The organism is Nocardioides oceani, assembly GCF_030412965.1.
GTDB classification, from domain to species: Bacteria; Actinomycetota; Actinomycetes; order Propionibacteriales; family Nocardioidaceae; genus Nocardioides; species Nocardioides oceani.
The window spans coordinates 460,060-485,843 of record NZ_JAUHJQ010000001.1; the positions used below are offsets into that span (position 1 = coordinate 460,060).

Genomic DNA, 25,784 nt, shown 5'->3' on the forward strand with positions numbered 1-25,784 from the left:
CAGCCCCAGGCCCCGCACACCTCACCGGGTCTCGACACCGTCGGGCCTGGCGGCCCTCCTGCTCGACCAACCGCTGGTCGAGCAGCGAGCGCCAGCGAGCGTCGTCGAGACCCCGCAAGCGACCCACAGCCCCAAGCCCCGCACACCTCACCGGGTCTCGACACCGTCGGGCCTGGCGGCCCTCCTGCTCGACCAACCGCTGGTCGAGCAGCGAGCGCCAGCGAGCGTCGTCGAGACCCCGCAAGCGACCCACAGCCCCAAGCCCCGCACACCTCACCGGGTCTCGACACCGTCGGGCCTGGCGGCCCTCCTGCTCGACCAACGGTGCTACCCAGCGGCCATCCTGCTCGACCAGCGGCGGTCGCGTGGACGGGTCAGCGACGCAGCAGGCGCGCGGCCTCGGCGGCCCAGTAGGTCAGCACGATGTCGGCGCCGGCGCGGCGGATGGAGACCAGCGACTCCAGGATGGCCGGCTCGCGGTCGATCCAGCCCTGGGCGGCGGCGGCCTCGAGCATGGCGTACTCCCCCGAGACGTTGTACGCCGCGACGGGGACGTCGACGGCGTCCCGCACGCGGCGGACGACGTCGAGGTAGGACAGCGCCGGCTTGACCATGACCAGGTCGGCGCCCTGCTCGACGTCGAGCAGCGCCTCACGGACGCCCTCCACCCCGTTGGCGGGGTCCTGCTGGTAGGTGCGCCGGTCCCCGACGAGGGAGGAGTCGACGGCCTCGCGGAAGGGGCCGAAGAAGGCGGAGGCGTACTTCGCGGAGTAGGCCAGCACCGAGACGTCGGTGTGCCCGGCGGCGTCGAGGGCGGCGCGCACGACACCGACCTGGCCGTCCATCATCCCGCTGGGGCCGACCATGTCGACGCCGGCGTCGGCCTGGGCGAGCGCCATCTCGGCGTACCGCTCCAGCGTCCGGTCGTTGTCGACGCGGCCGTCGGGGGTGAGCAGCCCGCAGTGCCCGTGGTCGGTGAACTCGTCGAGGCACAGGTCGCTCATCACCGTGAGCGCGTCGCCGACCTCGGCGACCACGTCGGTGATGGCGAGGTTGAGCACCCCGGCGGGATCGATCGCGCCGGAGCCGGTGGCGTCCTTGCTCCCCGGGATGCCGAAGAGCATCACGCCGCCGAGCCCGAGCTCGGCCGCCTCCGCGACCGCGCCGAGCAGCGAGGACCGCGAGTGCTGCACGACCCCGGGCATCGAGGAGATCGGCGCCGGGGCGTCGATGCCCTCACGCACGAACAGCGGCAGCACCAGCTGCCGCGCCTCGAGCGAGGTCTCCGCGACCATCCGCCGCAGCGCCGGCGTGGTGCGCAGGCGCCGCGGGCGGACGACGGGTCGCAGGCCTTTGGCGAGGCCCTCGGCGGCGGCCTCGGTCACCGCGAGGAGGCCTTGGTACGCCGGGCGGACGGCTTGCGCTCGGAGGGGCGCGTGACGGGCTGGCCGGCCTCGACCATCGACGTGCGACGGGCCGCACCGAAGTCGGCGAGCGCGTCGACGAGCACCTCGACGTCGGGCTTGGGCGCCATCACGTCGACCCGCAGGCCGTGCTCCTCGGCGGTCTTGGCCGTCTGCGGGCCGATGACCGCGATGATCGTCGACGGGTGTGGCTTGCCGGCGATGCCGACCAGGTTGCGCACCGTCGAGGACGAGGTGAAGACGACCGCGTCGAACTTGCCGGTCTTGATCGCGTCGCGCACCGGCGCCGGGGGCGGGGTGGCGCGGACGGTGCGGTACGCCGTGACGTCGTCGCACTCCCAGCCGAGGTCGATCAGGCCGGCGACGAGGTTCTCCGTGGCGATGTCGGCGCGGGGCAGGAAGACCCGGTTGATCGGGTCGAGCACCTCGTCGTACTCCGGCCACACCTCGAGCAGGCCGGCGGCGGACTGCTCGCCGGTCGGCACCAGGTCGGCGCGCAGGCCCCACGCGGCGATGGCCTGGGCGGTCTTGTCGCCGACGGCGGCGATCTTGAGGCCGGAGAACGCGCGGGCGTCGAGGCCGTACTCCTCGAACTTCTCTCGCACCGCCTTGACCGCGTTGACCGAGGTGAAGGCGATCCACTCGTAGCGGCCCTCGACGAGGCCGCGGACGGCCTTGTCCATCTGCAGGGGGTTGCGCGGCGGCTCGACGGAGATCGTCGGGACCTCCTCGGGCACGGCGCCGTAGCCGCGGAGCCGGGCCGACAGCACGCCGGCCTGGTCCTTGGTGCGGGGCACCAGCACGCGCCAGCCGAAGAGCGGCTTGGTCTCGAACCACGACAGCGTCTGGCGCAGGTCGACGACCTCGCCGACCACGATGATCGCCGGCGGCGCCATCCGCGCCGCGCGGGCGTCGGCGGCGATGTCGGCGAGCGTAGAGCAGACGGTCGACTGGCCGGTGGTCGTGCCGACGCGGGTCATCGCGACCGGCGTCTGCGGGCTGCGGCCGGCGGCGACGAGCGCCTTGGAGATCTCACCGATCTGGCCGACGGCGGAGAGCAGCACGAGCGTGCGGTCGTCGGCGTACTGCGACCACTCGACCTTCTCCCCGCACGTGACGACGGCGACCTCGCGGTGGTCCTTGGTGGTGAGCGGGATGCCGGCGTACGCCGGGACCGCGCTGACCGAGGAGACGCCCGGGACGATCTCGAAGCCGATGCAGGCCTTGGCGCAGGCCTGGGCCTCCTCCGGGCCGGATGCGTAGAGGAACGGGTCACCGGTCATCAGGCGCACGACCCGCAGACCGCGCTTGGCCTGCTTGACGACGACCTTCGCCCGGGCGGCGTGGGTCAGCGGCTGGCCGTCCTCGCCGAAGCCGCCGTCGACGAGCTCCGGACCGGCCTTCTCGGGGCTCGTCTCGACGCCCTCGACCGGCTCGGGCAGGCCGAGGACGGTGCGGACGAGCGTGACGTGCTCGGGGGCCTCGGTCACCACGACGTCGGCCTGGCGGAGGAGCTCCGCGGCGCGCACGGTGAGCAGGTCCGGGTCACCGGGCCCGCTGCCGACGAACGACACCCAGCCGGGCGTGGTGGTGGCGGTGGTGGTCTTGCCTCGGGTCATGCGTTGCGCACCTGTTCTGGCTCGAGTTGTGGCTGGTCCTGCTGGTCGTGCTGCTGGTCGAGGTCCCCGGCGCCGTCGGCGAGCATCTCGCCGGCCAGCCGGGTGCCGACGCCGACCGCGTCGGCCGGGGTACCCGATGCGGACATCCGCACCGAGAGCGCCCCGTCGGGCGAGAGCGCCACGGCCCTCACCCACAGCTCCTCGCCGTCCTCGCCCTCGACGACGTCGGCGAGGGCACCGATCGGTGCGGTGCACCCGCCTTCGAGCGTCGCGAGCACGGCACGTTCTGCGTCGACGGCCGCGCGGGTCGCCGGGTCCTCCAGGGCGACCAGCTCGGCGAGCAGCGGGTCGTCGCTGCGGCACTCGATCGCGAGGGCGCCCTGCCCGGGGGCGGGCAGCACCTGGAGCGGGTCGAGCACCTCGGTGACCTCGTCGAGCCGGCCGATGCGGGCCAGGCCGGCACGGGCGAGCACGACGGCGTCGTACTCCCCGGAGCGGACCTTGCCGATCCGGGTGTCGACGTTGCCGCGCACCCCGACCAGGTCGAGGCCGAGGCCGAGCGCCTCCAGCTGGGCGACCCGGCGGGGCGAACCGGTGCCGACCCGGGAGCCCACGGGGAGCTCGCCCAAGGTCAGCCCGTCACGGGCGACGACGACGTCGCGGGGGTCCTCGCGGACCGGGACCGCGGCCAGCGTGATGCCGGGGGTCGGGTAGGTCGGGATGTCCTTGAGGGAGTGCACCGCCACGTCGACCTCGCCGGCGACGAGGGCGTCGCGCAGCGCGGCCACGAAGACGCCGACGCCGCCGGCCTCGGCCAGCGGGGTGCCCGCCGCCTGGCTGCGGTCGCCGTCGGTGCGGACCTCCACCAGCTCCACCTCGCGGCCGAGCTGCTCGCGGATCATGTCCGCGACGTGCCCGCTCTGGGTGGTCGCGAGCACCGAGGCACGGGTGCCGACCCGGATCGGGGCGCTCACGAGAGGCCCTCGGGACGGGTGACGGCGGTGACGGCCTCGGGGTCGAGGGCGAAGAGCTCGGCCAGCGCGGCGGCGTACGACACCGCGCCGGTCTCGTTGGCCAGCTCCTTGACCCGCACGGTGGGCTCGTGGAGCAGCTTGTCGGCCACCCGCCGCACCGTGTGGAGCACCTCGTCGCGGACGGCCGGGTCGAGACCCGGGAGCCGGTGGTCCAGGCGCGTCATCTCGGCGTCGACCACGGACGTGGCCATCGAGCGCAGCGCGACGACGGTCGGGGTCACGCTCGCGCTGCGGCGCGCGGCGAGGAACGCGCCGACCTCCTCGGTCACGATCCGGCGCACCTCGAGCACCTCGCGGCCGGCCTCGGAGGCGTGCAGCGCCTCGGCCAGCGACGCGAGGTCGACCAGGGTCACGCCCGGCAGGTCGGCGACCGCGGGGTCGACGTCGTGCGGGAGGGCGAGGTCGACGAAGGAGATCGGCTTCTGCACCGGTCGCGAGGCGACCATGTCGGCGGTGACGAGCACGCCCGTCGCGCCGGCGCACGTCACGACGAGGTCGGCCTCGGCCAGCTCCCCCGGGAGGTCGGCCAGCAGCGCGGGGCGGGCGCCGTGCTCCTCGGCGAGCCGCTGGGCGCGCTCGGCGGAGCGGTTGACGACCACGATGTCCTCGGCGCCGAGGCGCGCGACCGTGGCGGTGGCCAGGCCGGCCATCGCACCTGCGCCGACGACCACGACGCGCTTGCCGCCCACCGAGCTGCGCAGGTCGGCGGTCGGGTCGAGCTCGTCGTCGGGCGCGGTCGGGTCGCCGCCGACCCGCTCCAGCGCGGCGGTGACCAGCGACGGCGCGGCCCGGTCGATGCCGGTCTCGGCGCGCGAGCGCTTGCCGACGCGCAGCGCCTGCTGGAACAGCACGTTGAGGGCCGGGCCGACCGTGCCGAGCTCCTGGCCCATCCGCAGCGCCTCGCGGGTCTGGCCGAGGATCTGGCCCTCGCCGACGGCCATGGAGTCCAGCCCGGCCGCGACCTGGAAGAGGTGGGAGACCGCGCCGTCGTCGTAGTGGACGTAGAGGTGCGGCAGCATCGCCGAGGTCGTCTCGCCCGCGCGGTCGACCAGGAGCGTCGAGAGCTCCTCGACCGAGCCGTGGAAGCGGTCCACGTCGGCGTAGAGCTCGAGGCGGTTGCACGTGGCGATGACCGTCGCCTCGTTGACGTGGGCGCAGGTCGACGCGTCGTGGACCAGCTTGGGCACCTCCTCGCGCGTCATGGCGAGCCGCTCGAGCAGCGCCACCGGCGCGGTGTTGTGGGAGATGCCGACGACGAGGACGCTCATGCGAGCTCTCCTTGGGCCTTGCGCTGCTCGTGGTAGGCGAGGACCTGCAGCTCGACGGAGAGGTCGACCTTGCGCACGTCGACCCCGGCCGGCACCGAGAGCACGCCGGCCGCGAAGTTCAGGATGCTGGTGATCCCGCACGCCACCATCCGGTCGGCCACGGCCTGGGCCGCGACCGCGGGGGTGGCGATGACGCCGATGGCGACGCCGTGCTCGGCGACGATCGACTCGAGGTCGGAGAAGGGCTGGACCTCGATCCCGGCCACCATCTCGCCGTGGCGGGCCGGGTCGGCGTCGAGCAGGGCGACCGTGCGGAAGCCGCGGCTGCGGAAGCCGGAGTAGTTGGCCAGGGCGTGCCCGAGGTTGCCGATGCCGACGATGACGACCGGCCAGTCCTGGGTCACGCCGATCTCGCGGGCGATCTGGTAGCGCAGGTAGTCGACGTCGTAGCCGACGCCCCGCGTGCCGTAGGAGCCCAGGTAGGACAGGTCCTTGCGCAGCTTGGCGCTGTTGACGCCCGCCGCCGCCGCGAGGGCCTCGCTCGAGCAGGTCCCGGTGCCCGCCTCCGAGAGCGCCGTCAGCGCACGGAGGTAGACGGGGAGTCGCGCGACCGTGGCCTCGGGGATGTCCCGAGCACTCTCGGTCGAAGTCCGTGCGGTCACGTGCAGCTCTTCCCAGCCATGCCGCGGCGGGGGCCGTTCCGGGCCCGGGTTCGCTCAGCGGCTCGGCCACTGTAGGAGTTTGTGAACGGGAGAACAAAACGGACGGCGGCCGTCGGAGCCCGTGGCCTAGCACATGTGAGAAGGCCAACACGCACGGGGGTGTCGGGCCGTCCGCGACGGGCCGCGGCCGGACGCGTCAGCCGCGGACGAGCGCGGAGCGCAGCCGCGCCTCGTCGACCCGCCAGAAGGTGTGCTGCCGGCCGTCGACGAGGACCACCGGGATCTCCTCGCCGTACCGCTCGAGCAGGTCGGGGTCCTCGAGGATCGACTGCTCGGTCCAGCCGATCCCGAGGTCGGCGCAGACCCGCTCGACCACGAGCCGGGCGTCGTCGCACAGGTGGCAGCCCGGCTTGGAGTAGAGCGTGACCCGCGGCCCCGGGGCCCGTCGGCGCAGCCTCACCGCCGCCTCACTCCAGCAGGCCCAGCGCCCGGCGCCGCTCGAGCTGGCGCAGCCGGCCCTTCTGGACCTTCCCGGTGACGGTCAGCGGGAGCTCGGGGACGACCTCGAGCCGGACCGGACGTTTGTACGCCGCCAGGCGGGCCGCGCACCGCTCGACCGCCGCGCGGTGGACCGCCGCGGGGTCGGCGCCCGGCTCGGCCACGACGTAGGCGACGACCGCCTCGCCGGTCGTCTCGTCGGCGACGCCGATGACGGCCGCCTCGAGCACGCCGGGCGTCTCCCGGACGACGTCCTCGACCTCGACCGGGAAGACGTTGAACCCGGAGACGATGACCAGCTCCTTGACCCGGTCCACCAGCGTGAGGTCACCGGCCTCGTCGAGGATGCCGACGTCGCCGGTGCTCCACCAGCCGTCCTCCCGGGGGCCGTCCGCACCGTCGGGCCAGTAGCCGCTGAACAGGTTCTCGCCGCGGACCTGGATCTCGCCGGGGTCGTCGCCGGCGGGCAGCGCGCGGCCGCCCGCGTCGACGAGCCGCACCTCGATGCCGGGCAGCGGGCCGCCGACCGAGCCGCGCGCCGGCCCGGCGGGGGCGGTGGAGCACAGCGTGCTGGTGACGACCGGGGCGGCCTCGGTGAGCCCGTAGCCCTGGTGGACCGGGACGCCGGTGACCCCGGTGAAGTCCTCCACGACCTCGGGCGCGAGGGGCGCGGACCCCGACAGCACGAGCCGCACCGGGCCGAGCCGCTCGGCGAGACCGTCGACGCCCCGCCAGTGGGCGAAGACCGGCGGTGCGACCGGCACGACGCTGCACGCCTCGTCCTCGACCAGGTCCAGGGTGCCCTCGGGGTCGAACCGGTCGACGAGCACCAGCTTGGCGCGGTGGCGCAGCACGCCGCCGAGCACCGCGTTCAGCCCGTAGACGTGGAAGAGCGGGAGCACGCCGAGCACCACGTCGTCCCCGTGGATCATCGGCGGGCTCACCGAGGCGACCTGCTCGATGTTGGCCAGCAGCGCCCGGTGGGTCAGCATCGCGGCGCGCGGGAGCCCCGACGTACCACTGGTGTAGAGGAGCACCGCCAGCTTCTCGGGGTCCTGCAGCGGCGGCACCGGCCGCGCGCGGTCCGCGCGGAGGTGGTCGTAGGAGCGCTCCCCCGGCTGCAGGGTCCCGCCGACGACGACCACGCGGGGCGGGGTCGCGGGCCCGGCGGGGTCGACGACGGCGGCGCGGACCGTGCGCACCGTGTCGGGGTCGGCCAGGACCATCCGGGCGCCGCAGTCGGCGAGCACCCGCGCCAGCTCGCCGGCGGTCGAGCCGGGGTTGACGGGGACGGCGACGGCCTGCGCGCGCAGCACCGCGAGGTACGTCGTCACGAACTCCAGCCGGTTGCCGAGCACGAGCAGCACACGGTGGCCGGCGACGATCCCTGCGGCGCCGAGGCCGGTGGCGACCCGTCCGACCTCGTCCTCGAGCTCGGCCCAGGTCGCGCTGCGGCCGCCGGCCTCGACCACGGCCAGCTTGCCGGGGTTGTCCTGCGCGGCGACGGCGACGAGGTCGGCGAGGTCGCGGGCGCGCCCGGCGGTCCGCGCGGGCGGTCCGGACAGGTCGGGCATGGACGGATCCTTCCACACGGCGCACGCCCGCGCCGGGGGTCCGCGTCAGGTCTACGCTGAGCCGCGTGACCCCGCCCGAGCGCCCCCGGATCCCGCTGGACCTGCGCCAGCGCTCCGCGCTCGCGGGCGAGGCGGCGGCCTCGGCGGCCGAGGTCGAGCGGGCCCTGAACCATCCGGCCGACCCGACCGCGGCGGCGTTCTTCGACGTCGACAACACCGTCATGCAGGGCGCCAGCATCTTCCACCTCGCGCGCGGGCTGCACCGCCGCAAGTTCTTCTCCAGCCGGGAGATCGTGGGTGCCGCGTGGAAGCAGGCCTACTTCCGCCTGGTCGGCGTCGAGGACCCCGACCACGTCGCCGACGCCCGCAACTCCGCGCTCAGCTTCATCGCCGGCCACACCGTCGCCGAGCTGCAGGACCTCGGCGAGGAGATCTTCGAGGAGGCGATGGCGCACCGGATCTGGCCGGGCACCCGCGCCCAGGCCCAGCTCCACCTCGACGAGGGCCAACGGGTCTGGCTGGTCACCGCCGCGCCGATCGAGATCGCCCAGATCATCGCCCGGCGCCTCGGGCTGACCGGCGCCATGGGCACGGTCGCCGAGCACGTCGACGGCGTCTACACCGGGCGCCTGGTCGGCGACATGCTCCACGGGCCGGCCAAGGCCGAGGCGGTCAAGGCCCTCGCGGCCCGCGAGGGGCTCGACCTGGCCCGGTGCTCGGCGTACTCCGACTCCTACAACGACCTGCCGATGCTCGAGCTCGTCGGCGACCCCTGCGCGATCAACCCCGACGCCCGGCTGCGCGCCCACGCCCGCCAGCAGGGGTGGCGGGTCCGCGACTACCGCACCGGCCGCAAGGCGGCCCGGGCCGGGCTCCTGCTCGGCGCCGTGACGGGTGCCGCGACCGGCACCGTCGCCGCGGGGGTTGCGCTCCGCGGCCGGCGCAGGTGACCATCCGGTAACAACAGCGCGTCGTCCGCGTGTCGGATGGTCTGGACCTCTCTTGGGCCGTTTCGTTCCCACGGGGCGGGAAGCGGGCCTACCATCGACAGTGGCTCGGGGGAGCTGTCGGCCGGGAGGGGTTGTCCACATGCCGTGGGACGGTGCGGGTGTCGCGCGCGGGCTCGAAGCCCTGCGCAGCGAGGTCGCGCGCCTGCTCACCCCTGCCACGACCGCGGCGCTGGCCCTGGGCGGGTCCGCGCCCGGCGCGCACGTGCTGTGGACCGAGGCGCTGGCCGGCGACGGCCTGGGCGCGCCCGGCGGCCCCGGCGGCCCCTCGTACGACGACGGCGCGCTGGCCACCTCCTCGGAGGAGTCCGAGGCCGACCGCAGCCGCCTGATCGCCCTGGTCGAGCTGGCCCGCGGCGGCGACGCCGACGCGTTCGGCCTGCTCTACGACCACTACCAGGGCTCGGTCTACCGCTTCCTCTTCTACCGGACCCGCTCCGCCGCGCTCGCCGAGGACCTCACCTCCGAGACCTTCTTCCGCGCGCTGCGCTCGATGCAGAACTTCCGCTGGCAGGGCAAGGACTTCGGCGCCTGGCTGATGACCATCGCCCGCAACCTCGCGACCGACCACTTCAAGGCCGGCCGCACCCGCCTCGAGATGACCACCGAGGACATGGGCCAGCACGACGACGCGACCGAGGGCCCCGAGGCCGCCGTGCTCGCGAGCCTGACCAACGAGATCCTGCTCAAGGCCCTCACCGAGCTGCCCGACGAGCAGCGCGACTGCCTGGTCATGCGCTTCCTGCAGGGGATGAGCATCGCCGAGACCGCCGCCGTGCTCGGCCGCAGCGACGGGGCCGTCAAGCAGCTCCAGCTCCGGGGCGTGCGCAACCTCGCCAAGCTGATGCCGGAGGGGCTCCGTGGCTGAGACCTGTGCCCTCCCCCGCGCCCGTGCAGACCGTGACGCGCGCCGCGTCGCGCCGCGCGTAACCTCTCTCGTCGACCCGTCGTTGTGCCGGGTGCCTGCGCAGTGGCGCGTGGGCACGACCGAGACGACAGGACTGATCCGATGAGCCCCGTGTTCGCGGCGCGTCGACGCGCCGAGGAGTTCAACTCCCTGGTCGAGGGCGCCTCGACGCGCGAGCTGCACGACACACGGACCGCCGAGCTCGCCGAGCTGGCCCGGGCCCTGCGCTCCACGCCGCCGGTCGAGGCCCGGCCCGCGTTCGTCGCCGACCTGCGCGAGCGGCTGATGACCGAGGCCGCCACGGCGCTCGTGCCGACGCCCGCAGGCACCCGCGCGGACGCCGAGAGCCGCCTGACGCTCGCCCCGCGACGTACCGCGCGGGACCGGCGGATCGCTGCCGCGGTCGGTGGCTTCGCGATCGTCGGCGCCACCACCTCCATGGCGGTGGCCGCGCAGTCCGCGCTCCCCGGCGACACGCTGTACCCGCTCAAGCGGGCCATCGAGAACGCCCAGACCGGCTTCAGCGTCAGCGACAACCAGAAGGGCAGCACGCTGCTCGCCAACGCGGAGGGTCGCCTGCGCGAGGTCGAGCAGCTCAGCCAGTCCGAGGAGGCGCGCGAGGCCGCGACCGCCGAGACCATCGCGACGACGCTGGCGGAGTTCACCGAGCAGGCCGGCGCCGCCTCCGAGCTCCTCATCAACGACTACGAGCAGAACGGCCACGCCGAGGCGATCGCCGACCTGCGCGACTTCACCGGCACCAGCATGGCGGCCCTCGCCGAGCTGGAGAGCATGCTGCCCGACGGCGCCCGCGCCGCCCTGATCCAGGCCGCCCAGCTGCTGACCCAGATCGACGCCGAGGCCGCCGCGCTGTGCACCGTCTGCGGCGGCGAGGGCATCTCGGTCATCCCGCCGTTCGCCGTGAAGGCCGTCGAGGACGTCCTCGGCGGGCTGGTCGGCGCGCTGACCGAGCCGATCCGCACCGCCCAGGCTCCCCAGGGGACCGGGACGGGCAAGGGCGACGGCAAGACCGGCGGCCGGACCGGCGACGTCCGCCCCGGCCAGGGCACCGGCGGGCAGGCCACCCCCACCGACACCCCGACCCTCCCGCCGCTGGTCGGCGAGCCCCAGCAGCAGCCGTCCTCCGGTCCGTCGAGCCAGCCGTCCACCGTCGGCGACGTGCTCGGCAACCTCCTCGGTGGCGGCACCAACGGCGGCGGCTCCGGCGGCTCCGGTGGCAACGGCGGCGGCACGACCACCTCGACGCCCACCACCCTCCCCGAGGTCATCGACGACGTCCTCGGCGGGGTCGGCGACCTCGTCGACGGCATCCTCCAGCCGCCGAGCTCCCCGAGCACGAAGAAGCCCTGACCCGCGCGCTCGGCTGACCGGCGGCGTGGCGCCGGCCGCGACGCGGCACGGAGCGGAGCTCCGTTGCGACGCGCCGTCCGACAGAAGCTAGCGGAAGACGGACTGACGCTGCATGAGCAGCGTGTAGAGCGTCTGCTGGATCGACTCGCGCACCTGGTCGGTGACGTTGAAGACCAGCATCGGGTCGTCGGCCGCGCCCTCGTCGTACTCGTCGGTGCGCACCGGCTCGCCGAACTCCAGCAGCCACTTCGAGGGCAGCGGGACCAGGCCGAGCGGGCCGAGCCAGGGGAAGAGCGGCGTGACCGGGACGTAGGGCAGGCCCAGCAGCCGCGCCAGCCAGGTCACGTTGCCCACCAGCGGGTAGATCTCCTCGGCGCCGACGACCGAGAGCGGCACGATCGGCACCCCGGTGCGCAGCGCCGCGGACACGAAGCCGCCGCGGCCGAACCGCTGCAGCTTGTACCGGTCGGAGTAGGGCTTGCCGATCCCCTTGAAGCCCTCGGGCCACACGCCGACGAGCTCCCCGCCGCGCAGCATCCGCTCGGCGTCCTCGTTGCAGGCCAGGGTGGCCCCGCCCTTGCGGGCGAGCGTGCTGAGCACCGGCATCCGAAAGACCAGGTCCGCCCCCAGCGGGCGCAGGAACCGGCCGGTGTGGTCGTGGATGGAGACCATCGTCATCAGCCCGTCGACCGGGATGGTGCCGGAGTGGTTGGAGACGACGAGCGCTCCCCCGTCCGCCGGGACGTTCTCGATGCCGCGCACCTCGATGCGGAACCACTTCTCCGCGATCGGGCGCAGGGCGGCCATGAAGAACCGCTCGGTGATCTCCTGGTCGAAGCCGTACTCGTCGACGGCGTAGTCGCCGGTCACCCGGCGGCGCAGGAACGCGAGCAGCCGGGCCAGCTGCGGCTCCCACTCGTCGCCGAAGACCTCACGGGCCGCGTGCTGGAAGGCTGCGAGCCAGTCCGAGAGGGGGATGCCCCGCGGGTCGCGGTCCTCGGTGGTCACCGGGACCCGCGGCGCCGGCGCCGGGCCGGGCTCGACGGGCTGCACGGGCTGGACCTGCACGGACTCCTCGACCGGCTCCGGCCGCGACCCTGCGGCCGGACCGGGCCCGGTCTCGGGTCCGGTCGTCGACTGGGGCCGGCGCGGGGCCGGGCGGCCCGCGGCGAGGTCGCGCGCCGCCGAGGACGGCTGCTTGCCGGTGCCGCGGCCGGGCCGACCACGCGTGCCGATCGGGATGATCTCGGCGTCACCCATGGTCGGGCCCCCCTGTCGGCGCGGCCGACGCCGGGAGCGTCGGGAGGGGCCGGGCGGCCCCGCGGTCGAGCTGGTCCTGCACCGCGGCGAGGACGCGGTCGGCGTGCCCGCCGGTCGCGGGCAGCGAGCGGCCGAAGTCGGCGAACGCCTCCGCGGTCGTGTACGCCGGCTCGTAGCCGAGCATCGTGCGCATCCGGGTGGTGTCGACGCCGCGGCCGTAGGTGAGGAAGGCCAGCTGCTCGGGCGAGAAGTCCGCGACCCGGGCCCGGCGCAGCACCGAGCCGAGGCTGCCGACCGCCGGAGCGGGCAGCGCGAGGCTGGGCCGGCGGAGGCGGCGTACGGCCTGGGAGAGCATGAGGATGCCGTCGCCGGCGACGTTGAAGGTGCCGGGGACGTCCTCGACCGTCGCGTGGCGCAGCACCGCGAGCAGGTCGTCCTCGTGGAGGAACTGCAGGCGCGGGTCGTAGCCCACGACGGTGGGGATGACCGGCAGCCGGAAGTAGGAGGTGATCGGGCTGGTGACGTGCGGCCCGATGACGTTGGCGCAGCGCAGCTGGGTCACGCGCACGTCGGAGCGCCGGCGGGCGAAGCCGCGGACGTAGCCCTCGATCTCCGCGACGTCCTTGGCGTAGCCGCTGCGCGGGGCGCGGCGGGGCTCCATGTCCTCGGTGAACATCGCCGGGTCACGGTTGCTGGCGCCGTACACCGTCGTCGTCGACTTCACGACGAGGTGCTGGAGGCTCGGCGCCTTCTGGCAGGCGGCGAGGAGCTGCATCGTCCCGATGACGTTGAGCTCCTTCATCGTCCCCCGCCCGCCGGCACTGGCGGGCGTGGAGATGATGCTCATGTGGACGACGGTGTCGACGTCCTCCTTGGCGATCACCTTGGCGATCACCGGGTTGCGGATGTCAGCCCGCACGAAGGAGACGTCGCCGAGGTCCCCCCGCGGGGGGACGACGTCGACGCCGATGACGCGTCGGACGGAGGGCTCAGCGGCGAGCGAGCGCGCGAAGCGTCGACCGAGGTCACGCGAGACCCCGGTGACGAGCACGACCCGGCCGCTGGTCACCACACCGCCGCGCGCAGGCCTACTTGCCGAGCTTGCGACGCTGGACGCGCGTCTTCTTCAGCAGCTTGCGGTGCTTCTTCTTGGCCATGCGCTTGCGCCGCTTCTTGATGACAGAACCCACGGGATACCTTTCGACAGCTGTGCGTCACCCCGGGAGTCGCCCGCGGGACCGGGACAGCCTATCCGCCGCGTGGAACTGAGCAGAATCGGGTGCCGAACCGTGGGCCCGCAGGCCCGGGCCGCCGTCAGCCGGCGTCGTAGAAGCTGCGCCGGATGTACTCGTTCGCGTCCTCCTCGCGGACGCGGAAGGACCGGCCCACGCGCACGGCGGCGAGCTCGCCGTTGTGGACGAGGCGGTAGACGGTCATCTTCGAGACCCGCATCATCGCCGCCACCTCGGCGACGGTCAGGAACTTCGCGTCGGAGATGTCTCCGGGCGGGTTGGCAGCCATGGCGCACCGTGCTTTCTCTGCGCCCGCCACCGGCTTCCCCACCGGTGATCACACGGGCGCGCTCCGGTGAGAATAGGGGCACGTGTGACTGGTGGGGAAGGGGAAACCTCGAGAAACTTCTGCGACACCGGCGTGTCCGCTTGCGCGGACTACGGCATGGGGTCGAGACCGTGCAGCGGGAAGGTCGCCAGGCGGGTCGCGTGGATCGCCCGGTCGAGCCAGGTGTCGGGGTCGTAGCCCTCGCGCCAGTCGCGGTACGCCGGCGTGCGGCCGTCGGTCATCAGGGTCGGCGCCGTGCGCTCCAGCCGGCCCCGTACGTGCTCGCGCCACCCGCCCGGCGTCTCGGTGGCGGGGTCCAGCGGGGCGCCGCCTACGATGGCCAGCAGGTGGGTCCAGGCCCGCGGCACGACCTCGACGAGCGCGTAGCCGCCGCCCCCCGTCGCCACCCACCGGCCGCCGGCGACCTCGTGGGCCAGCTCGTGGAGGGCGAGGTACGCCGCCCGCTGGCCGTCGACGCTCAGCATCAGGTGGGCGAGGGGATCCTGCGCGTGGGAGTCGCAGCCGTGCTGGGTGACCAGCACCTCGGGATCGAACTCGCGCAGCAGCGGCGGGACGACCGCGTGGAAGGCCCGCAGCCACCCGGCGTCGGAGGTGCCCGGCGGCAGCGCGACGTTCACCGCGCTGCCCGGCGCGTCCGGCCCGCCGGTGTCGTCGGGGAAGCCGGTGCCGGGGAAGAGCATCTGGCCGGTCTCGTGCAGGGAGATCGTCAGCACCCGGGGGTCGTCCCAGAAGATCCGCTCGACGCCGTCGCCGTGGTGGACGTCGACGTCGACGTACGCCACGCGCTGGGCGCCGTTGTCGAGCAGGTGCTGGATGCCGACGGCAAGGTCGTTGTAGATGCAGAAGCCGCTGGCCCGGTCCGGCATCGCGTGGTGCAGCCCGCCGGTGACGTTCGCGGCGTGCAGCACCTCCCCCGACCAGACCTGGCGGAACGCCTCCACGCTCGCCCCCACCACGTGCGCGGCGGCGTGGTGCATGTCCCGGAAGACCGGGTTGTCGTCGGTCCCCAGGCCGTGCCGGCCGTCGGGCGCCACGTCGCGCCCGGCCCGCTCGACCGCCTCGATCAGCCGGGGGTCGTGGACGGTGGCGAGGAGGTCGTTGCTCGCCACCGGCGCGGGCACCGTGCGCAGGCCACCGGTCGCGCCCGGGCCGACGACGCCGAGCTCGGTCGCGAGCCGCATGGTGAGGTCGACGCGCAGCGGCGACATCGGGTGGGAGGGGCCGAAGTCGTACTCCGCCAGGGTCTGGTCGAAGACGACGGCCGAGGGTCCCTCGCACGTGGTCATGAGCGGGACGCTACTCGGCCGTGCCATGATCGCCCCGTGCTGTCCGACCTGCCCGTGTCGCCCGGAGCCCTGCTCCCCGCGTCCCGCCAGTGGTGGCCCGCCTCCTAGGCGGCCCACCTCCCAGCACCCCACCCACCAGGCCGCCCTCGAGGCGGCCTCGTCGCGCCCCGGACCCGGTCCGGGACCGAGGCGAGCACCATCCGGTCGCCCCGGGGGCCCACCCCGAAGGAGCCCCCGTGCCCGCCACCACCCTGTCCCTCGTCAAGCCCACCGGGTCGCCGACCCTCGGCAACCTGCTGGGGGCGCTGCGTCCCATGGCCGACGCCCAGGACGCGGCCGCCGAGCCGGCCGACTGCTTCTACGGCGTGGCCGACCTGCACGCACTGACCGTCCCGCACGACCCGACCGAGCTGCGGACGCGCACCCGCGAGGTCGCGACGCTGCTGCTCGCCGCCGGCCTCGACCGGTCCACGCTGTTCGTGCAGTCGCGGGTGCCCGCGCACCGGCAGCTCGCCTACCTGCTGGAGTGCGTGGCGACGACCGGCGAGCTGTCGCGGATGATCCAGTTCAAGGAGAAGGGCCGCCCGGGGAGCCGCGCGTCGCTCTACACCTACCCGGTGCTGATGGCCGCCGACATCCTGCTCCACCGGCCCGAGCGGATCCCGGTCGGTGACGACCAGCGCCAGCACGTCGAGCTCGCCCGCGACCTCGCGGTGCGGTTCAACACGACGTACGGGCCGGTCCTGGTCGTGCCGGAGATGACCACCCCGCCGGCCGCCGCGCGGGTGATGGACCTGCTCGACCCCACCGCCAAGATGGGCAAGTCCGGGTCCGACGCCCGTTCCGGGACCGCCGGCGTGATCCACCTGCTCGACGGGCCGGACGTCGTGCGCCGCAAGGTCGCCCGGGCGGTCACCGACAGCGACACCGGCCCGGACGCGGTCCGCTCCGACCGCGCGACCAAGCCGGGCGTCACCAACCTGCTCGAGGTCCTCAGCGCCTGCGGTGGGTCCGCCGACGGGATCAGCACGTACGGCGCCCTCAAGGCGGCCGTGACCGACGCCGTCGTCGCGACGCTGGCGCCCGTGCAGGCGAGGTACGCCGAGCTGGCCGAGGACCCCGCACATGTCGAGGCGGTGTACGCCGCGGGCGAGGCGCGCTGCCGGGCGGTCACCGCGCCGGTGCTCGCCGCCGTCGAGTCGTCGATGGGGTTGTGAGCCGGCACTTGAACATGTTCAAAAGTCGATCTATGGTCGTGGCATCCGTTTTGAACACGTTCAATGAAGGAGACCGTCATGGACTGGACCGTCGGCACCTACGCCGCCTACCTCGTCATCGCCGTCCCGCTCACGATCTGGGTGGCCACCACGTTGTCGCGCAACGGGCGGCTGTTCCTCGAGGACGTCTACGCCGGGAACGACGGGCTCGCCGGCGCCGTCAACCGGCTGCTCGTCGTCGGCTTCTACCTGCTCAACCTCGGCTTCGTGAGCCTCTACCTCCGCGTCGGCACCGACGTGGTGGACCTGCGCGGCCTGGTCGAGCAGCTCAGCGTCAAGATCGGCGTGGTGACCGTCGTGCTGGGCGTCGTGCACTTCGTCAACGTCTACGTCTTCAACGCCATCCGCCGCCGGCACCGCATGGAGGAGCTGCGCCGCCCGCCGCTGGAGCCGCAGTCCTACGTCGCCGCGCCGTACCCCGCGGGCGGGTGAGCGGCCGTGGCGGCACCGACGACCGGCATCACCGTGCTCTACGACGCCGGCTGCTCGCTGTGCTCGCGGTTCCGCGACTGGCTGGCGGCGCAGCCGGTGCTCGTCCGGATGGACCTCGTGGCGGCCGGGTCCGCGGAGGCGCGGTGGCGCTTCCCGACGCTCGACCACGAGCGGACCCTGCTCGAGGTGACGGTAGTCGGCGACGACGGGGCGCTGTGGACCGGGGAGCACGCCTGGGTGATGTGCCTGTGGGCGACCGCCCGGCACCGGGCGACGGCCGAGCGCCTCGCCCGGCCGCAGTGGCTGCCGCTCGCCCGCGGCGCGGCGTACAGCGCCGCCGGCCTGCGGCACCTGCTCGGGTCGACCGCCCGGTCCGTGCCGCCCGAGGAGGTGGCCGGCGGTGACTACCCTGGGCGCTGTGCCGGATCCTGCTCCCCGATCACCGAAGGCTGAGCAGACCCGCACGGCGATCGCCGAGGCCGCGATGCGGCTGTTCCGCTCCGAGGGCTACGACCGCACGACCATGCGGGCGATCGCCCGGGAGGCCGGGGTCTCGGTGGGCAACGCCTACTACTACTTCGGCTCCAAGGAGCACCTGATCCAGGCGTTCTACGACGCCATCCAGGCCGACCACGCGGCGGCCGCCGAGGCGGCGCTGGCCGACGAGCGGGCCTTCGCCGACCGGCTCCGCGCGGTCCTGCTGGCCTGGCTGGAGGTCGCTCGGCCGCACCACGCCTTCGCCGGGCAGTTCTTCCGCAACGCCGCCGACCCGTCGAGCCCGCTGTCGCCGTTCAGCGCCGAGTCCGCCCCCGCACGCGAGGCGAGCACCGCGATCTTCGAGCAGGTCGTCGCCGGCTCCGACCTCAAGGTCGCCGCGGGACTGCGGCGCGAGCTGCCCGGCCTGCTGTGGCTGCTGCAGATGGGCCTGGTCCTCTTCTGGGTGTACGACGCCAGCCCGGACCAGCAGCGCAGCCGGCTGCTCGTGGAGCGCGCGGTCCCGGTGGTCGACCGGCTCGCGCGGCTCTCGCGCCTGCCGGTGGTCCGCGGCGTGGTCGACGACGTGGTGGGGCTGGTCGGCGCGCTGCGCGAGACCTGAGCCGCCCGAGCCGTCTGCGGGTCAGCCCCGGACGAAGTCGGCGACGACCCGGCCGAGCTCGCGGCCGGCGTCCTCCTGCAGGAAGTGCCCCGCGCGCTCGAGCACCGGGTGGTCGCGCCCGGCAGCGCCCGGGACGGTGCGCCGCAGGATCGGGCCCATCGCGCCGGTGATCGGGTCGGAGTCGGAGAAGGCGGTCAGGAACGGCTTGTCCCAGCGGGTCAGCGCCTGCCACGCCGCGCGGTTGGCCTCGGTCGCGGGGTCGTCGGGCCGGGTCGGCACCAGCAGCGGCATCACCCGCGGGCCCACCTTCGACGCCTCGTCCGGGAACGGCGCGTCGTAGGCCGCGCGCACCGCGTCGTCGAGCCCGCGCACGCAGCCCGACGCCACGAGCCGGCCGACGTCGAGCACCCCGGCGCCCTCCACCGCGCGGCGGAACGCCCACCACACCTCCGGCATGTCGACGTCGCCGGTCGGCAGGCCGGTGTTGGCCGCCACCACGCGGGCGAACCGGTCGGGGTGCTCGGCGACGAGCCGCAGGCCGATCAGCCCGCCCCAGTCCTGGCCGACCAGCGTCACGTCGGTGAGGCCGAGGTGGTCCAGCGCGAGCGAGCGGACCCAGGCGACGTGCCGGGCGAAGGAGTGGTCCTCGGGCCGGGTCGGCTTGTCGCTGCGCCCGAACCCGACCAGGTCCGGCACGACCGCCCGGAGGCCGGCGTCGACGAGCTCCGCGACGACGTGGCGGTAGAGGAACGACCAGGTCGGCTCGCCGTGCAGCAGGAGCACGACGGGCCCGTCGGGCGGGCCGGCGTCGACGTACGCCATCCGCAGCGTGGCGCCGTCGGGGCCGTCGGGGTCGGGCACCTCGGCGTACGCCGGCTCCCAGGGAAAGTCGGGCAGGTCGGCGAAGCGGTCCTCGGGGGTGCGGTGCGTCTCCATCAGCGGTGCTGCCTCCTGCTCCCGGCGTGCCAGTCGTCCTCGACGCCCGCGCCGTCCGGCTCCACGCCGAACGAGCGCAGCTGCGGGCGCTCGCGCAGGCTGCGCTTGAGCTCGGCGAAGCCGGGGAAGGACGCCAGCCCCACGACGTGGTCCCACAGCCGGGCCGCGTCCTCCGGTGCGGGCAGCCGGCTGATGACCGGCCCGAAGAACCCCGGCCCGTCGGCCACCGCGATGATCGGCGTCCCGACGTCCTTGCCGGTGATCGCCAGTGCCTCGTCGGTCTCGGCCTGCAGCTGCGCGTCGCGCGCGGCGTCGTCGAGCACCGCGACCAGGCCGGCCGGCAGCCCGGCCTCCGCCAGCACCGGCGCGAGGTACGCCGCGGTGCCCCGCGTCTCGCGCCCGGTCGGCTCGGCGTCGTGGATGCGGCGGCCGAGCAGCTCGTAGAGCCGGGCCACCGCCTCCGGGCCGTGGTCCTCGCGCACCTGCGCGCACACCCGCAGCAGGCGCAGGCCGGCGGTGTGGCCGGCCTCGTAGTCCGGCGGGAACTGCGCGTCGTAGTCGACGTCCTTGTTGAGCAGGCGCAACGAGATGAAGCGCCACTCGACGGCGAGCCCGCGCTGCCGCTGGACCTCGCGGACCCACTCGCTGGTCAACCACGCGAACGGGCAGACGGGGTCGAACCAGAACCGGACGTCGGCGGTCATGGCACCCGAGTGTGTCAGGAGCCCTCGGCGAGCGCCCGCGAGCGGTCGCGGGCGGCCTCCATCGCGGCGAGGAACGCGGCGCGGACCCGGTGGATCTCCAGCTCCCGCAGCGCCGAGGCGGTCGTGCCCGCCGGCGAGGTGACCTGCTCGCGCAGCACGGTGGGGTGGGTGCCGGTCTCGCGCAGCATCTTGGCCGAGCCGACGAGGGTCTGGATGACCAGGTCCGAGGCGGTGGCCCGCGGCAGGCCGAGGTGCACGCCGGCCTCGATCATCGACTCCACGACGAAGAAGATGTACGCCGGCCCCGACCCGCTGATCGCCGTCACCGCGTCCTGCTGCCGCTCAGGGATCCGCACGACCCGCCCGACCGAGCCCATCAGCGACTCGGCCTCGGCGAGGTCGGCCTCGGAGCAGTGCGACCCCGGGGAGACCGCGGCCATCCCCTCGTCAACCAGCGCCGGGGTGTTGGGCATGACCCGCACGACCGCGACGCCCTCGGGCACGCGCTGCTCGATGAACCCGGTGGTGATGCCCGCGGCGAGCGAGACGAGCAGCTGGCCCGGCCGGAGCACCGGCGCCACCTCGGCCAGCACGTCGGCCATGTCCTGCGGCTTGACGACCAGCATGACGGTGTCGGCCGCGGCGGCCGCCTCGACGTTGGGCACCACGGCGACGCCGTACCGCTCCTCCAGCTCGCGGGCGCGCTCGCTGCGCTTCTCCCCGACCATGAGGTCGTCCACGCGTCGCCCGGCCCGGACCAGCCCGGAGAGCAGGGTCTCGCCCATGACACCGGCGCCGATGATCGCGGTCTGCGACACGGGTTCGCTCCTAGCTCTTGGAGATCAGTGACCGGAGGAAGAATGTCAGGTTCTGCGGACGCTCGGCGAGGCGCCGCATGAGGTAGCCGTACCACTCGCCGCCGTAGGGCAGGTAGACCCGCACCGTCTCCCCCGCCCCGGCCAGCCGCCGCTGCTCCTCGGGCCGGATGCCGTAGAGCATCTGGAACTCGTAGGTCCCCCGCTCGCGGCCGTACCTGCTGGCCAGCGACGAGGCGATCTCGACCATCCGCGGGTCGTGGGTGGCGATCATCGGGTAGCCCTGGCCGGCCAGCAGGATCTTCAGGCAGCGGACGTAGGCGGTGTCGACGTCGAGCCGGGACTGGTAGGCGACCTCCTCCGGCTCGTCGTAGGCGCCCTTGCACAGGCGCACGCGCGAGCCCTCGTGGGCCAGCTCGCGGCAGTCGGCCTCGGTGCGGTGGAGGTAGGCCTGCAGCACCGCGCCGGTCTCGGGGAAGTCCTTGCGCAGGTCGCGCAGGACCGCCAGCGTCGAGTCGGTGGTGGTGTGGTCCTCCATGTCCAGGGTGACCGTGGTGCCGGCGTTCCGGGCGGCGCGGCAGATCCGGCGCGCGTTCTCGAGCGCGACCTGGTGGCCGGTGCCGCGCTCGGAGCGCTCCAGCGCCTGGCCGATGGCCGACAGCTTCACCGAGACCTCGGCGTGCCGCGCGAGCCCGCGGGCCGAGAGCTGGGCCAGCAGCTCGACGTACGCCTCGACGGTGGCGTCGGCCTGCGCGAGGTCGGTGGTGTCCTCGCCGAGGAAGTCGAGGGTCACCTTGAGACCGCCGTCGACCAGCTCGGCGGACGTCGCGACCGCCGCGTCCGTCGTCTCCCCGGGCACGTAGCTGCGGACGATGCCGCTGGAGACGGGCATGGTGCTGACGAGCCTGCGGACCGCGTCGCTGCGGGAGAGCAGGAGGAGCGGCTGACGGAGCACGGACATGCTGTGGAGGGTACGTCGGCGGGCGGGACGCTCAGCCCGCCGCCACCGCGAGGTGCTCGCGGGCGAACTCCAGCGACTCGCGCAGGTCGGCCTCGCGCTCCTCGCGGGTGCTGCAGCGGCGGGTGTTGATCTCCAGCACCACCTCGCCGGAGAACCCCCTGCGGGCCAGGTGGCGGAGGAACCCGGCGGCGTCCATGGCGCCGCGGCCCGGGACCAGGTGCTCGTCCTTGGCCGAGCCGGTGCCGTCGGTCAGGTGGACGTGCCGCAGCCGGGGGCCGAGGCGCTCGGCCATCGCCACGGGGTCGGTCTGGGCGATGGCGGCGTGGGAGAGGTCGATGACGGTGTTGGCGTAGGGCTCGGACGAGGGGTCCCAGCCCGGGAGGTACATCTCCACGCCGCGCTTCTGGCTGGCCCGCCAGGGATACATGTTCTCCACCGCGAACGCGATGCCCGTCGACTCCTCCAGCGCAGCGATGCCGTCGACGAAGCCGGCGGCGTACTCCTTCTGCCAGCGGAACGGCGGGTGGACCACCACGACCTCCGCGCCGACCTCGTGGGCCATCTCGGCCGAGCGCTGCAGCTTCGCCCACGGCTCGGTCCCCCACACGCGCTGGGTGAACAGCAGGGTCGGCGCGTGGATCGCCGAGACCGGCATGCCGTGGTGCTCGGAGAGCCGCTTGACCATCTCCGGCTGCTGGCTGACCCGGTCCAGCGCCACCATCACCTCGACGGCGTCGTAGCCCAGCTGGGACGCCCACCCGAAGGCGTGCGCGGCCGTCTCGGGGTAGACCGAGGACGTCGAGAGACCGATCCGGGGCACCGTCACTGCGCGTCCAGCACGCTCAGGGCGTCGAGCCGCTCGAGGATGACGCCCTCGCGCAGCGCCCACGGGCAGATCTCCAGCGCGGCGAGGTCGAAGATGTCCATGCAGGCCTCCGCCACCAGCGCTCCCGGCACGATCTGGTGGGCACGGCTCGCCGAGACGCCCGGCAGCCCGGCGAGCTCGGCGGGCTCCATCGCGGCCAGCTTCGGCAGCCACTCGCGCAGGGCGTCCAGCGGCAGCGAGCGCGCGACGAGCAGCCCGTCCGCCGAGGGCGCCGCGCCGCAGATCCGCGCCAGCGACCGGAACGTCTTGGAGGTGGCCGCCGCACGGTCGGGCCGCCCCGCGCGCAGCAGCTGGCCGGCGTCCCGGGCGATCTCGGCGCGCACCTGCCGGCGCAGGGCCCGCACGGTGTCCTCGTCCACGGCGCCGCCGGTCAGGTGGGTCCGGGCCAGCCGGGCCGCGCCGAGCGGGAGGGACCAGGCGACGTCGGGCGCCTCCTCGGAGCCGGCCGCGATCTCCAGCGAGCCGCCCCCGATGTCGAAGACCGCCAGCCGCCCGGCCGACCAGCCGAACCACCGGCGCACCGCGAGGAAGGTCAGCCGCGCCTCGTCCTCGCCGGAGAGCACCCCGATGTCGACGCCGGTGCGCTCGCGGACGTGGCGCAGGACGGCGTCGGAGTTCGTGGCGTCGCGGACCGCCGAGGTGGCGAACGCCAGCATCCCCTCGCAGCCCTTCTCCTCGGCGACGACCAGCGCCTCGGCGGTGAACGCCGTCAGCGCCTCGATGCCGTCCGCACCCACCGCGCCGGCGGCGTCGAGGTGCTCGGCCAGGCGCAGCGGCCGCTTGAAGGAGCTCGCCGGCAGCGGCGGCGCGCCCCCGTGGGCGTCGACGACCAGCAGGTGACCGGTGTTGGACCCGATGTCCAGGACGCCCAGGCGCATGGGCGCCAACCTACTCGCCCGTACCCTGGCGCCCGTGCCGGAAGTGGACCTCGTCTTTCCCCGCGCCTGGGTGGAGTTCGCCAACCCCGACGACCCCTCGGAGGTCGTGCGCGCCGACCTGACCTGGCTGACCTCGGCCTACACCTGCATCTTCGGCCGCGGGTGCGCCGGCATCTACGCCGACGCCCCGGACGTCGGCTGCTGCACGCTGGGCGCCCACTTCGCCGACGAGGCCGACGAGGAGCGGGTCGCGGAGTTCGTCGAGCTGCTCGACGAGGACCTCTGGCAGCTCAAGCCGGCCGGCCGCGCCGTGGAGCGCTCGGACTGGGTCGAGGTCGACGACGAGGGCGAGCGCAAGACGCGCACCGTCGTCGTCGACGACCAGCAGGCCTGCGTCTTCCACAACCGCCCCGACTTCGCCCCGGCCTCCGGCGGCCCCGGCAGCGGCGGCGCGGGCTGCGCGCTGCACGCGCTGGCCTACGTGCTGGGCCGCAACCCGCTCGAGACCAAGCCGGACGTCTGCTGGCAGCTGCCGATCCGCCGCACGTTCCGCGAGGTCGAGCGCCCCGACGGGACGTCCTACACCGAGGTCTCGATCGGCGAGTACGACCGGCGCGGGTGGGGCCCGGGCGGCCACGACCTGGACTGGTACTGCACCGGCAACACCGAGGCCCACGTCGCCGTCGAGCCGCTCTACCTCACCTCCGCGGCCGAGCTGGTCGCGCTCGTCGGCCAGGCGGCGTACGACCAGCTGGCGCGGCACTGCGACGCGCACGTGCGCTCCCGCTCGGCGCTCGCGATCCACCCCGCCAGCCCGTCCTGAGCGCTTCCTGACCCTGGCGCAGGCCCTTCCCGGGGGCCGGACCGAGTGGTCGCGGACACACGAGACCTCTCGACGTCAAGAGACCGCGACCCCAGTGTCGGGGTGATCTGCGACTCTCCCGCACAATCCCGACATGCGCCTGGACCATCTGTCGTACGCCGCAGGACCCGATGGCCTGGCCAGCACCGCCCAGCGCATCGGGGGACTGCTCGGCCGGGAGTTCAGTGACGGAGGCGTGCACCCGCGCTTCGGCACCCGGAACATGACCCTCGCCCTCGACGGGGGCACCTACCTCGAGATCGTCGAGGTGCTCGACCACCCCGCCTCGGACAAGGCCCCCTTCGGCCAGGCCGTCCGCGCCCGCTCCGCCCTCGGCGGCGGCTGGCTCGGCTGGGTCGTGGCCGTCCCCGACATCGCCCCCGTGGAGGCCCGGCTCGGCCGGCAGGCCGCCCAGGGCAACCGGCACCGCCCCGACGGCACCGAGCTGCGCTGGAAGCAGATCGGCGTCAACGGGCTCATCGCCGACCCGCAGCTGCCGTTCTTCGTCGAGTGGGAGAGCCCCGCGGAGCTCCACCCGTCGGCCGGCGCGTCCGCCGACTGGTCGCTGGCCTGCCTGGAGATCGCCGGCGACCCGCAGCGGGTCAGCGAGTGGCTCGGCGAGACCGTCGACGCCCCGCTCGAGGACGTCAAGGTCGACTGGGTCGCCCCGCACGGCACGCCCGGCATCATCGCCGCGCAGGTCGCCACCCCGAACGGGCTCGTCCGCCTCTGAGGATGCCGGCCGTCCCGGCGGGCGCGGTGCCGAGCCCGAACATCTGGCACCACACCGCGACCTACGAGATCGAGAACCGCGCCGTCGACCCCGACGGCCGGATCGAGGCCGCGATGGCCGCGGTCGCACCCTGGGACGGGCGCACCGTCCTCGACCTCGGCTGCGGGACGGGCTTCCACCTGCCGCGGTTCGCCGCCACGGCCGCCCGGGTCGTCGGCGTGGAGCCGCACCCCGACCTCGTCGCGCTGGCCCGGCGACGTACTCGCCGGCTGGCGGGGGTGACGGTCACCCAGGGCACCGCCCAGTCCGTGCCGCTGCCGGACGACTCGGTCGACGTGCTCCACGCGCGGTGGGCCTACTTCTTCGGCCCCGGCTGCGAGCCGGGCCTGGCCGAGGTCGCCCGCGTCGTACGCCGGGGCGGCACCGCGTTCGTCATCGACAACGACGCCTCCCGCTCGACCTTCGGGCGGTGGTTCCGCCGTGGCTTCCCGCACCTGCCCGAGCCGGCCGTCGTGGAGCGGTTCTGGGCGCAGCGGGGCTGGACCCGCGTGCCGCTCGACGTGGGCTGGTCGTTCTCCTCGCGCGCCGACCTCGAGGCGGTCGTCCGGATCGAGCTGCCGACCTCCATGGCCGAGCAGGTGCTGGCCGAGCACTCCGGCACCTCGGTCGACTACGCCGTCAACCTGTGGTGGCGCACGTTCTGACGAGCGCTT

28 protein-coding genes are annotated in these 25,784 nt (G+C 74.3%); 10 read left to right on the forward strand and 18 right to left on the reverse strand.

What is annotated here, in order from left to right:
• Nucleotides 1-374: 374 nt before the first annotated feature.
• From hemB to QWY28_RS02310, 7 genes are all read right to left on the reverse strand, one after another.
• The gene (gene hemB / locus QWY28_RS02280) at nucleotides 375-1,385 is read right to left on the reverse strand and encodes a porphobilinogen synthase (protein ID WP_300950678.1); all 1,011 of its coding nucleotides are present in this window, start codon (nucleotides 1,383-1,385) and stop codon (nucleotides 375-377) included.
• Entirely contained in the window at nucleotides 1,382-3,043 is a 1,662-nt protein-coding gene (locus tag QWY28_RS02285) for a bifunctional uroporphyrinogen-III C-methyltransferase/uroporphyrinogen-III synthase (RefSeq protein ID WP_300950679.1), read from the reverse strand. The genes hemB and QWY28_RS02285 overlap by 4 nt, the downstream gene beginning before the upstream one ends.
• Nucleotides 3,040-4,017, reverse strand: coding sequence for a hydroxymethylbilane synthase (gene hemC / locus QWY28_RS02290; protein WP_300950680.1), 978 nt, complete (start codon nucleotides 4,015-4,017; stop codon nucleotides 3,040-3,042). The genes QWY28_RS02285 and hemC overlap by 4 nt, the downstream gene beginning before the upstream one ends.
• The gene (locus QWY28_RS02295; protein WP_300950681.1) at nucleotides 4,014-5,345 is read right to left on the reverse strand and encodes a glutamyl-tRNA reductase; all 1,332 of its coding nucleotides are present in this window, start codon (nucleotides 5,343-5,345) and stop codon (nucleotides 4,014-4,016) included. The genes hemC and QWY28_RS02295 overlap by 4 nt, the downstream gene beginning before the upstream one ends.
• The gene (locus QWY28_RS02300; RefSeq protein ID WP_300950682.1) at nucleotides 5,342-6,007 is read right to left on the reverse strand and encodes a redox-sensing transcriptional repressor Rex; all 666 of its coding nucleotides are present in this window, start codon (nucleotides 6,005-6,007) and stop codon (nucleotides 5,342-5,344) included. Before QWY28_RS02300 ends, QWY28_RS02295 begins: the two co-directional genes overlap by 4 nt.
• 196 nt (nucleotides 6,008-6,203) lie before the next feature.
• A complete protein-coding gene (locus QWY28_RS02305) occupies nucleotides 6,204-6,467 on the reverse strand; it encodes a glutaredoxin family protein (protein ID WP_300950683.1) in 264 nt (87 codons plus the stop codon).
• A 7-nt stretch (nucleotides 6,468-6,474) separates the two neighbouring features.
• Nucleotides 6,475-8,079, reverse strand: a complete 1,605-nt coding sequence (locus QWY28_RS02310; RefSeq protein ID WP_300950684.1) for a class I adenylate-forming enzyme family protein — start codon at nucleotides 8,077-8,079, stop codon at nucleotides 6,475-6,477.
• Between the two features lie 65 nt (nucleotides 8,080-8,144).
• On the opposite strand from QWY28_RS02310, the gene QWY28_RS02315 reads away from it, so the two are divergent.
• From QWY28_RS02315 to QWY28_RS02325, 3 genes are all read left to right on the forward strand, one after another.
• Nucleotides 8,145-9,029 (forward strand): HAD family hydrolase, encoded by an 885-nt coding sequence (locus QWY28_RS02315; protein WP_300950685.1) that lies wholly within the window; start codon nucleotides 8,145-8,147, stop codon nucleotides 9,027-9,029.
• A gap of 139 nt (nucleotides 9,030-9,168) precedes the next feature.
• Nucleotides 9,169-9,954, forward strand: a complete 786-nt coding sequence (locus QWY28_RS02320) for a sigma-70 family RNA polymerase sigma factor (RefSeq protein WP_300950686.1) — start codon at nucleotides 9,169-9,171, stop codon at nucleotides 9,952-9,954.
• Between the two features lie 141 nt (nucleotides 9,955-10,095).
• Nucleotides 10,096-11,364, forward strand: a complete 1,269-nt coding sequence (locus QWY28_RS02325) for a DUF5667 domain-containing protein (RefSeq protein ID WP_300950687.1) — start codon at nucleotides 10,096-10,098, stop codon at nucleotides 11,362-11,364.
• Nucleotides 11,365-11,451: 87 nt separating this feature from the next.
• On the opposite strand, the gene QWY28_RS02330 is transcribed toward QWY28_RS02325, so the two are convergent.
• From QWY28_RS02330 to QWY28_RS02350, 5 genes are all read right to left on the reverse strand, one after another.
• Nucleotides 11,452-12,624, reverse strand: coding sequence for a 1-acyl-sn-glycerol-3-phosphate acyltransferase (locus QWY28_RS02330; RefSeq protein WP_300950688.1), 1,173 nt, complete (start codon nucleotides 12,622-12,624; stop codon nucleotides 11,452-11,454).
• Nucleotides 12,617-13,696 (reverse strand): NAD-dependent epimerase/dehydratase family protein, encoded by a 1,080-nt coding sequence (locus QWY28_RS02335; RefSeq protein WP_300950689.1) that lies wholly within the window; start codon nucleotides 13,694-13,696, stop codon nucleotides 12,617-12,619. Before QWY28_RS02335 ends, QWY28_RS02330 begins: the two co-directional genes overlap by 8 nt.
• 16 nt (nucleotides 13,697-13,712) lie before the next feature.
• A complete protein-coding gene (locus QWY28_RS02340) occupies nucleotides 13,713-13,814 on the reverse strand; it encodes a 30S ribosomal protein bS22 (RefSeq protein WP_008356322.1) in 102 nt (33 codons plus the stop codon).
• A gap of 124 nt (nucleotides 13,815-13,938) precedes the next feature.
• Entirely contained in the window at nucleotides 13,939-14,145 is a 207-nt protein-coding gene (locus QWY28_RS02345; RefSeq protein ID WP_300950690.1) for a helix-turn-helix domain-containing protein, read from the reverse strand.
• 149 nt (nucleotides 14,146-14,294) lie between these two features.
• On the reverse strand, nucleotides 14,295-15,491 hold the full coding sequence (locus tag QWY28_RS02350; RefSeq protein WP_300950691.1) for an acetoin utilization protein AcuC: 1,197 nt from the start codon (nucleotides 15,489-15,491) through the stop codon (nucleotides 14,295-14,297).
• Between the two features lie 236 nt (nucleotides 15,492-15,727).
• Between QWY28_RS02350 and trpS the strand changes: the two genes are divergently transcribed.
• From trpS to QWY28_RS02370, 4 genes are all read left to right on the forward strand, one after another.
• On the forward strand, nucleotides 15,728-16,708 hold the full coding sequence (gene trpS / locus QWY28_RS02355) for a tryptophan--tRNA ligase (RefSeq protein WP_300950692.1): 981 nt from the start codon (nucleotides 15,728-15,730) through the stop codon (nucleotides 16,706-16,708).
• A gap of 78 nt (nucleotides 16,709-16,786) precedes the next feature.
• Complete coding sequence (locus QWY28_RS02360) at nucleotides 16,787-17,200, forward strand: hypothetical protein (RefSeq protein ID WP_300950693.1); 414 nt, start codon at nucleotides 16,787-16,789, stop codon at nucleotides 17,198-17,200.
• A 6-nt stretch (nucleotides 17,201-17,206) separates the two neighbouring features.
• Nucleotides 17,207-17,653, forward strand: a complete 447-nt coding sequence (locus QWY28_RS02365; RefSeq protein ID WP_300950694.1) for a DCC1-like thiol-disulfide oxidoreductase family protein — start codon at nucleotides 17,207-17,209, stop codon at nucleotides 17,651-17,653.
• Nucleotides 17,619-18,296 (forward strand): TetR/AcrR family transcriptional regulator, encoded by a 678-nt coding sequence (locus tag QWY28_RS02370; protein ID WP_300950695.1) that lies wholly within the window; start codon nucleotides 17,619-17,621, stop codon nucleotides 18,294-18,296. Before QWY28_RS02365 ends, QWY28_RS02370 begins: the two co-directional genes overlap by 35 nt.
• 21 nt (nucleotides 18,297-18,317) lie before the next feature.
• Here the strand turns inward: QWY28_RS02370 and QWY28_RS02375 are convergent, their stop codons facing one another.
• Genes QWY28_RS02375 through QWY28_RS02400 form a run of 6 tightly spaced genes read right to left on the reverse strand, consistent with a single transcriptional unit; the run spans nucleotide 18,318 to nucleotide 23,476 of the window.
• The gene (locus tag QWY28_RS02375) at nucleotides 18,318-19,232 is read right to left on the reverse strand and encodes a haloalkane dehalogenase (RefSeq protein ID WP_300950696.1); all 915 of its coding nucleotides are present in this window, start codon (nucleotides 19,230-19,232) and stop codon (nucleotides 18,318-18,320) included.
• Nucleotides 19,232-19,936, reverse strand: coding sequence for a mycothiol-dependent nitroreductase Rv2466c family protein (locus QWY28_RS02380; protein WP_300950697.1), 705 nt, complete (start codon nucleotides 19,934-19,936; stop codon nucleotides 19,232-19,234). Before QWY28_RS02380 ends, QWY28_RS02375 begins: the two co-directional genes overlap by 1 nt.
• Nucleotides 19,937-19,950: 14 nt before the next feature.
• Nucleotides 19,951-20,754 carry a pyrroline-5-carboxylate reductase gene (gene proC, locus QWY28_RS02385; RefSeq protein WP_300950698.1) on the reverse strand — a complete coding sequence of 268 codons (804 nt, stop codon included), beginning with the start codon at nucleotides 20,752-20,754 and terminating at the stop codon, nucleotides 19,951-19,953.
• Between the two features lie 10 nt (nucleotides 20,755-20,764).
• Nucleotides 20,765-21,712, reverse strand: coding sequence for a proline dehydrogenase family protein (locus QWY28_RS02390; protein WP_439117217.1), 948 nt, complete (start codon nucleotides 21,710-21,712; stop codon nucleotides 20,765-20,767).
• 31 nt (nucleotides 21,713-21,743) lie between these two features.
• Nucleotides 21,744-22,538 carry a sugar phosphate isomerase/epimerase family protein gene (locus tag QWY28_RS02395; RefSeq protein ID WP_439117218.1) on the reverse strand — a complete coding sequence of 265 codons (795 nt, stop codon included), beginning with the start codon at nucleotides 22,536-22,538 and terminating at the stop codon, nucleotides 21,744-21,746.
• Entirely contained in the window at nucleotides 22,535-23,476 is a 942-nt protein-coding gene (locus tag QWY28_RS02400; RefSeq protein ID WP_300950700.1) for a Ppx/GppA family phosphatase, read from the reverse strand. Before QWY28_RS02400 ends, QWY28_RS02395 begins: the two co-directional genes overlap by 4 nt.
• Before the next feature lie 34 nt (nucleotides 23,477-23,510).
• Between QWY28_RS02400 and QWY28_RS02405 the strand changes: the two genes are divergently transcribed.
• From QWY28_RS02405 to QWY28_RS02415, 3 genes are all read left to right on the forward strand, one after another.
• Nucleotides 23,511-24,299, forward strand: a complete 789-nt coding sequence (locus QWY28_RS02405) for a DUF3109 family protein (RefSeq protein ID WP_300950701.1) — start codon at nucleotides 23,511-23,513, stop codon at nucleotides 24,297-24,299.
• 133 nt (nucleotides 24,300-24,432) lie between these two features.
• Nucleotides 24,433-25,071 carry a VOC family protein gene (locus QWY28_RS02410; RefSeq protein ID WP_300950702.1) on the forward strand — a complete coding sequence of 213 codons (639 nt, stop codon included), beginning with the start codon at nucleotides 24,433-24,435 and terminating at the stop codon, nucleotides 25,069-25,071.
• A 2-nt stretch (nucleotides 25,072-25,073) separates the two neighbouring features.
• On the forward strand, nucleotides 25,074-25,775 hold the full coding sequence (locus QWY28_RS02415; RefSeq protein WP_300950703.1) for a class I SAM-dependent methyltransferase: 702 nt from the start codon (nucleotides 25,074-25,076) through the stop codon (nucleotides 25,773-25,775).
• The last annotated feature ends 9 nt before the right edge of the window (nucleotides 25,776-25,784 follow it).

Bases quoted from the DNA above. Each gene is read 5' to 3' on its own strand.
- QWY28_RS02345 (WP_300950690.1), bottom strand. From the start codon at position 14,145: ATGGCTGCCAACCCGCCCGGAGACATCTCCGACGCGAAGTTCCTGACC.
- QWY28_RS02410 (WP_300950702.1), top strand. From the start codon at position 24,433: ATGCGCCTGGACCATCTGTCGTACGCCGCAGGACCCGATGGCCTGGCC.
- QWY28_RS02400 (WP_300950700.1), bottom strand. From the start codon at position 23,476: ATGCGCCTGGGCGTCCTGGACATCGGGTCCAACACCGGTCACCTGCTG.
- QWY28_RS02325 (WP_300950687.1), top strand. From the start codon at position 10,096: ATGAGCCCCGTGTTCGCGGCGCGTCGACGCGCCGAGGAGTTCAACTCC.
- QWY28_RS02330 (WP_300950688.1), bottom strand. From the start codon at position 12,624: ATGGGTGACGCCGAGATCATCCCGATCGGCACGCGTGGTCGGCCCGGC.
- QWY28_RS02285 (WP_300950679.1), bottom strand. From the start codon at position 3,043: ATGACCCGAGGCAAGACCACCACCGCCACCACCACGCCCGGCTGGGTG.
- QWY28_RS02320 (WP_300950686.1), top strand. From the start codon at position 9,169: ATGCCGTGGGACGGTGCGGGTGTCGCGCGCGGGCTCGAAGCCCTGCGC.
- QWY28_RS02350 (WP_300950691.1), bottom strand. From the start codon at position 15,491: ATGACCACGTGCGAGGGACCCTCGGCCGTCGTCTTCGACCAGACCCTG.
- QWY28_RS02380 (WP_300950697.1), bottom strand. From the start codon at position 19,936: ATGACCGCCGACGTCCGGTTCTGGTTCGACCCCGTCTGCCCGTTCGCG.
- QWY28_RS02375 (WP_300950696.1), bottom strand. From the start codon at position 19,232: ATGGAGACGCACCGCACCCCCGAGGACCGCTTCGCCGACCTGCCCGAC.
- QWY28_RS02360 (WP_300950693.1), top strand. From the start codon at position 16,787: ATGGACTGGACCGTCGGCACCTACGCCGCCTACCTCGTCATCGCCGTC.
- QWY28_RS02295 (WP_300950681.1), bottom strand. From the start codon at position 5,345: ATGAGCGTCCTCGTCGTCGGCATCTCCCACAACACCGCGCCGGTGGCG.
- QWY28_RS02415 (WP_300950703.1), top strand. From the start codon at position 25,074: ATGCCGGCCGTCCCGGCGGGCGCGGTGCCGAGCCCGAACATCTGGCAC.
- QWY28_RS02310 (WP_300950684.1), bottom strand. From the start codon at position 8,079: ATGCCCGACCTGTCCGGACCGCCCGCGCGGACCGCCGGGCGCGCCCGC.
- QWY28_RS02390 (WP_439117217.1), bottom strand. From the start codon at position 21,712: ATGTCCGTGCTCCGTCAGCCGCTCCTCCTGCTCTCCCGCAGCGACGCG.